The organism is uncultured Anaerococcus sp. (assembly GCF_947253225.1).
Taxonomy (GTDB): domain Bacteria; phylum Bacillota; class Clostridia; order Tissierellales; family Peptoniphilaceae; genus Anaerococcus.
The window spans coordinates 1-7140 of sequence record NZ_CAMXYR010000066.1; the positions used below are offsets into that span (position 1 = coordinate 1).

The window sequence follows — 7140 nt, forward strand, 5'->3', positions numbered from 1 at the left end:
TTCTTGTAAACTTTTGATTTTTGTAAAAGCTCTTCATGTTTGCCTTCACTTTCTAATTTTCCGTTTTCAAGAACTACTATCTTGTCTGCATTTTCTACGGATTTCATTCTGTGTGAAATGATAACAACCGTTTTATCTTTAATCAAATTATTTAAAGACTCTTGAATTTTTTTCTCGTTGTCAACATCAAGGCTTGCTGCTATCTCATCTAAGATCAATATCGGTGCATCTTTTAAGAAGGCTCTGGCTATAGATAACCTTTGTCTTTCTCCGCCTGATAGTTCAGTTCCGTTCTCACCGATAACTGTATCGAAACCCTTATCCATTTTTTCTATAAAGTCTGTGCAGTTTGCAAGTTTTGCTGCTCTTTTAACTTCTTCATCACTTGCATCTTGCTTTCCTATCCTAATATTTTCCATAACGCTTTGATTAAATAGAACTACATCTTGGAAAACTATTGAAACCTTGTCAAAAAGAGATTCTGTTGATATTTCTTTTATATCTTTGCCATCGATTAAGATTTGTCCCTCGTCGTAATCATAAAGTCTTGATATAAGTTTCAATATAGTTGTTTTACCGCATCCGCTTGCACCTACTAAAGCAGTAACCTCTCCCTGCTTAGCTTTAAAGCTTAGGACATTTAACACTTTTGCGTCTTTATTGTAAGCAAATCCAACATCTTTTAAATAAATATCGAATTTTTGTAGATTATAGTCTTCGCCATCTTGTAATTCTTGATTTTGAATTTCCTTTAATCTTTCAATTTTAGGCGATAAATAAAATATCTCCATCATACCCTCTTTAGATGCATCAAGAGAGTCTTTTATCTTCATAGCCGCTAGTAAATAACCTACAAGGTAGAGAGCGCTTATCTCTTTGTTAATAATTAGATTTACGCCAACAAATATTACAACAGCAAGAGAAATAAAGCTAAAAATTGATGAAAGTGACATAATTAGAATAAGTCCTATCTCTGTCTTTAAGTGGACTTTTTCACTTTTATCCATTTTTTCATATAGCTTATCTTTCATTTCCTCTGATAAACCATAGGCTTTAATCTCCATTTGCATCTCGATATTTTCTTGAAAGCTTTCTGAGTTTTCTCTTAAGACGTCATAATATCTTTTTTGTCCCTTAACCTGATGTTTTTTAGATAGGGGTATAAATATAAAGCTTAATATCGTTGGAATAATTACAGCTAAACCCATCTTGACATTGCCAACTAGCATCATGATGGATATTAGTGGGAAGAAGAGTGCCATGCCACCCACTTTTGGTATTGCATGGCTCATTGCATGCTCTATACCCTCAATATCGGACATGATAGTTTGAGCTAGGTCTGAAATATCATGCTTAGAAAAGTATGATAGAGGTAGTTTTGATAAATTTTCTGCTGTCCTTATTCTTAAATCTGCACTTTCTTGATATGTTGTGCTATATAATTTATCATATTCGATAGAAAGCAAAATATACATTACTATCAAGGTAAAAACTGAGAATCCTATATAAAATCCCTTGCTTTTACCAATATTTTCCAAAACTTCCTGAGCAAAAATCATTAGTAACATGGCAGGAAGCATGTTTATACAATAAACGAAAAATGAAGCCAGTGTTGCTTTAGATAAATTTCTCGCTCCCTTATCTGTAAGAGCAAATCTTTTTTTATAAAACTCCTTCATTTGAAACCCTCCATTCATTCGCACTGTTAAACATCTCTTTAAGTCTCTTGTAGCTTGTGTCTTTTGACATTAATTCTTTGTCAGATCCTCTTTCTATAATTTTTCCACTATCCATCACAAGTATTTCATCAAGGTCTTTAATTGTAGATAGTCTGTGTGCAATCATGATAACTGTTTTATCTTTCATAAGATTTTTGAAAGCTTTTTGTAGTTCAAACTCGTTATCTGGGTCAATAGATGCTGATGCTTCATCCATAATAATAATTTTGGAATCCTTTAAAATTGCTCTAGCAATTGCAATTCTTTGTTTTTCTCCACCAGATAAATAAACTCCTTTTGAGCCTATGATTGTATTTTCTCTTTCTGGGAATTTGTCTAATATCAAGTCGCATCCTGCTAATTTTAAGGCTCTCATAACCTCATCTCTCGTTGCTTCTTTATTAGCTAAAGCAACATTATCATAAATACTTTTCTTGAATAATTTTGAATCTTGAAAAACAAAGGAAATAGCTTTAATTAAAGCTTGGTCAGAATATTCACTTATTGGCATCCCGCCTATCTTTATCCTTCCTTCATTAACATTGTAAAAACCTGATATAAGTTTTGCTACTGTTGATTTACCTGATCCAGATGAACCGACTAGTGCATAGGACTTTCCCTCTTCTAATTTAAAGGATAAATTTTCAATGACAGCCTTATCATTGTAAGCAAAGCTTACATTGTCAAACTCAATATTATAATTTTTAAAATTATTGACATTACCATGGACCAATTTATCTTTTTGCATATCTTCGTAAAGTGCCTCTAAGGTATCTACTGCATAATTTCCTTGAGAAATGTACATGGAGTACCACATCATTCTCATAAATGAAACAAAGAGAACTCCCGATAAAAATAAAATCATGATAAGCTCAAGTAAAATCACCTTTGCACTGCCTAAGCTAGTCATAAAATAAAGAATAGGAATAATTAAAATTGCAATTAAACCAAAAAATAACCATTGGTACAAAACATAAGGCTTTTTACAAGATAGGGAATAATTATAAGCATACTTAGAGTAATCTTTTATCGCCTTGTAAAAACTTTTAAAGGACTCTACATTTGCTCTAAATATTTTTACAACTTGCATCCCTCTAACGTATTCAACAGTCTCAGCACTTAGTTTTGATAGGGCTTCTTGGTATATCTTCATAAATTCTTGCTCACCCATCATCGCCCCTAAAATTAAGCCACCGATTATGGTAAGAGCAAGCAAGGTGATACCAGCTCTTATACTTACTATAAAGCCTAGCACAAGTACAAGTATAGGTGTAACTATTGCCTGAGAGCTATCGGGTACCATGTGCGCTACAACCTGATGAGTTTGTGCGGCGTTATCATCTATAATTTTTCTAATTTGACCAGATGGATGTAAGTCAAAGAACCTAAAGCTTGCTTTCTCTAAGCCGTCTATCCCCCTTTTTCTCAAATTTGTTTCAAGCCTAAATCCCAAGATGTGAGAACATGTTCCTGAAACAGAATAAAATATTGCTCCACTTGTTAGTGTAATAACAGATTTTAATGCTAAGCTCTCTGCGCCAGATAAATTTGAATTAATTATTAACTTATCTAAAAATTTGTAGATTAAATAATATCCATATACCGTAAGCACAGCAGATATAGCAGAAAAAACTATAGCTAAAAAGCCGAGATATTTTTTATCTTCTACATAAGCAAGTAGTTTTTTGTAAATCTTCATAATGACATCTCCTTTCTTTGATATCCCTTTTAGATATAAATTTGCTTATTTGATAATAACTATCATTGTATTTTTATTATACATCGGTTATAATTACTAATACAATAGTTTTAAATTAATAAGGCTAATTGGAATATTGTCTAAAAGGGATAGGTGTATTATGACTTATTTTGATTTTGTAAAAGATTATATGAAAGTAGATGAATGTAAGAATAATAAGAAGTATTCAAGTGCAGGACACACTTTTTGTTGGAAAAAAGAGGACTCTACTTATGGAGAAGGCCTATATTGGTTTTATGAAGGAGACGTCTTCATTATCGATATCCATGATTTTTATATCAGTGAAGAAGTTGTTCAAAATAATACTTATAGCATGGCAGACTATGTTTCAATTTATTCAAGCTACATTGTCAGCGCAAATGGAGAAAAGTTTAGTCCTTATCAAACTTTGACCGCAAACTCCTTATGCACTCTTGATTTTAATAATATAAAAGATGACTTCCTATTTTTATTACACGAGAATTCATATTATCTTTGTGTTTCTATTGGATTTAAAAGGGAACTTTTGGAAAAGCACCTATCATCCATTAATATTGATCCAGAATCATTTTATGGGGATTTGCTTGAAACTAATCAAATAATACTTACAAAGTGTTTAGAAAAAGTAGCTATGGAAATTTTAAATTGTAAGATGGACCATCCTGCTGCGGATTTTTTCTTTAAAGCTAAGGCAAATGAATGGGTAAGTATAGTAATTGATACCTACTTAAATAGAAAGAAATATAAAATTGAGTCAGACGATAATAAAGCACTTGAAGATGTAGCAAGATTCTTAGATGATCATTTCGCCATGAATGTAAATCAAGAAACCCTTAAAAAAATATCTAAAATGAGTGGAACAAAATTAAAAAATTTGTTCAAAGAAAAATATGGTCAAAGTATTACAGAATACACCCAACGAAAAAGAATGAATGTAGCTGAAACTCTTCTCTTAAATACCGAACTTCCTATAAAAGAAATTGCCGAATCTGTTGGATATTCATCCCCTAGCAAATTTTCCATTTATTACAAAAGATACAAAGGAAAACTTCCTAGCGAGGTTCGTGGTTTGGCTTGCGACCATCAAACTTTAAATTGTGATTGTTGTGATTAAACTAATTTTTTTATTTATAGTTCATATTTTTAGTTTTAATGGATATGTATAGATATTTGTATTTGTGTGTATAGAGTTGATTAATCAAAACTACCGGCTTATCTTGTAGTTTTGATTGTTAATTCATCATCTAATCTTTCATAAAGATCTTCTTTATTTATATCTGATGAACACATAAGTTCTGATTCGAATTTAGTAGCTAATAATAAATAATCAAAATACTTATCAAAATTATCTTTGTTTAGCTTTTCAAAAGTATACTCCTTAATTCACCTCATCGATATCAATTAAACTTATATATTTATTTTTAAAACCTTTCATCAGTAATGATATGATGAACTCCGATATGCTTAGATTGAAGGTATTCTTTCATAAATGAAGGATAGGCATTATATTTTTCAAGCTCATCAATTGGTATCCAGTGCATAGACTCTTTTACTCCGCCATTAGTAAGGCTTTGGCTATTAAGATTCTTATTGCCCTTTGGTTTCATCATATAATAAAAGGCAATCTCATGGCAATCGACGCCTGTTAAATCAGAACTTCCGACAAAGAAATTCTCATGTATCACGGCAAGATGGTCTACCTCATATTCAACACCTGTTTCCTCAAAAACTTCCCTTTTTACAGCTTCTTCCGATGTTTCTCCTAAATGGACTCCTCCGCCTATGGAGTAGTAATAATCATCAACGTCATTTCCTGCAAACAATACGCAATTATCTTCGACTATAATTGCTGCAGCCCTATATCTGAACCACTTATTTCCTTTTCTAAAACCACAATCATGTTCCATATCTATCTCACTTAAAATCTAATTTATCTTATCTAATTTCCCATTCATACCATTAATCTATTTGATATTGTTTCACTCCACTTTGTTCGTGAAAACAATGTTAGGGCTTCAGCCGTAGCTTTCACCAATCAAAGCTTAACTATAGACCCTATTCCCGCAGGGAATTGTTGGTCGAAGTTATCCATGCAGATCCCAAATCTCTGATTTGGTTAGCGTGTCGGATATTCACTCGCTTCTCTTTGGGAAAGCCTGGCATGAGGCCTACTAATACTTACAAATTTTCAAAAGCCTTGTGTGTGGAAATAAATCCATAGTTTTCTTTGATATCAAACCATTTATTAATTTGAAGCTCTTAAATGGATAAATTTCTTATCAGTACTAGTCATTTTTCTCATTTGACCCAGTATTAACAAGACCAATACTAACATATTAAATAAGATTAATTAATTAAAATTTCTACTAGCATTTGATATCAAGGACATATAGGAGATCACTTATATTATCATTTTCTTTGTAAAAGGCTTCATTAAATCATTATCTCGAAATGTCAATTTAATTTGAGCTTATAGACTCATCATAAAAGTCTACAAACTGTTCAAACAGATCGACATCCAGCCTGTTGCTCCATCGCTCTCTGTCAAGATGAAGCTCAATATACTTGGCCTTATCTTTCATAAAGCGCTCTTTATTTTTCTTCACCTTATAATCATAGTCCAGGCTTGCGGTCCATTTTTTGAATGCATCATTGAACTCCTCTTTGTAAGTGTTGTCGCCATCAACAAAGAAATCGCTGTGCCCTTTATCTTTGAAGCAAAGAAATGTAAATCTCGGATCGTCTTTATACTTTTCATAGTATAAATCGTATCCATATTGTATAGGAACCGTCTTGTCATCCTCACTGTGTGCGACCAAGATTGCCGCATCACTCGATTGAAAACCATCCATCGCTGTATTCGTAGCGTACTTTCCAAAATTCAGCCATTCATGAATTTTTACAAACGGCATCATCACGCCAATAAAATTGCCCACTTCTTCTTTACCTCCGACCTCAAAAATATCCGAAGAACTGTTGGTTCCACAACATGCGATCACCGCTTTAACCTCAGGGTGATACGTAAGCACACTACAAACACAATAAGCGCCCCAACTATGTCCAAACAAACCAATAGGTAATTTTGGGAACTTTCCACTATCTTCGATAAAGGATATCGCATAATCTAAATCAATCACTCCTTGTGGAAATCCTCCGACGCCATCTCCCTCACTTTTATCATTGCCTGTAGCGTCATAAGCAAATACATAGTATCCATTTTGTGCAAAATAATTTATACAATCCAAATATGAATTATAACCACCACCGCCAAAACCGTGTGCCATAATAATTATTCCTTTCTGATTATCTCCTGCACTATATAATGAACCAGCGAGCATTTGACCTTTATTTGAAGGGAATTCATATTTTGTACAATTCAGCCCTTCAAAGTCTTCAACTTTAAACATTAGCGGCTTGTAACTTTCAAATCGCTGATTGATGTTATCATTGTATATCATTGTTGAAAAAGCCCACAAAGCACCTACGATTAGTACGAGTACAGTGAGCACAATCATTCTTACTCTTGATTTTTTTGTTTTTCTCATTAGTATTCACCTACTTTTTCCCTTTTAGTATGTGCTTTTCAATTATATCCTTTCAAGCAATACTACAGTCTCAACTTGTTCATTATTGTCCAAACTTATATTCAAGTCATCGTCTATAATTGGGAGCTTGAAAGTAATT

Annotated in this window: 5 protein-coding genes; 1 reads left to right on the forward strand and 4 read right to left on the reverse strand. The window is 32.7% G+C overall.

Translation table 11 applies throughout. The features are described from left to right. Positions 1 to 1679, reverse strand: a 1679-nt coding sequence (locus Q0W95_RS06895) for an ABC transporter ATP-binding protein (protein ID WP_297791216.1), incomplete at its 3' end; no start/stop codon positions are given. Then, positions 1663 to 3417: an ABC transporter ATP-binding protein gene (locus tag Q0W95_RS06900; RefSeq protein WP_297791218.1), complete on the reverse strand. Its 1755-nt coding sequence runs from the start codon at positions 3415 to 3417 to the stop codon at positions 1663 to 1665. The genes Q0W95_RS06900 and Q0W95_RS06895, both read right to left, overlap by 17 nt. A 160-nt stretch (positions 3418 to 3577) precedes the next feature. Here Q0W95_RS06900 and Q0W95_RS06905 point away from each other — a divergent pair, with 160 nt between their 5' ends. Beyond that, on the forward strand, positions 3578 to 4570 hold the full coding sequence (locus tag Q0W95_RS06905) for an AraC family transcriptional regulator (protein WP_297791220.1): 993 nt from the start codon (positions 3578 to 3580) through the stop codon (positions 4568 to 4570). 307 nt (positions 4571 to 4877) lie between these two features. Here the strand turns inward: Q0W95_RS06905 and Q0W95_RS06910 are convergent, their stop codons facing one another. Beyond that, complete coding sequence (locus Q0W95_RS06910; protein ID WP_297791222.1) at positions 4878 to 5363, reverse strand: NUDIX hydrolase; 486 nt, start codon at positions 5361 to 5363, stop codon at positions 4878 to 4880. A gap of 552 nt (positions 5364 to 5915) precedes the next feature. After that, a complete protein-coding gene (locus Q0W95_RS06915) occupies positions 5916 to 7001 on the reverse strand; it encodes an alpha/beta fold hydrolase (protein WP_297791225.1) in 1086 nt (361 codons plus the stop codon). Positions 7002 to 7140 lie beyond the last annotated feature (139 nt).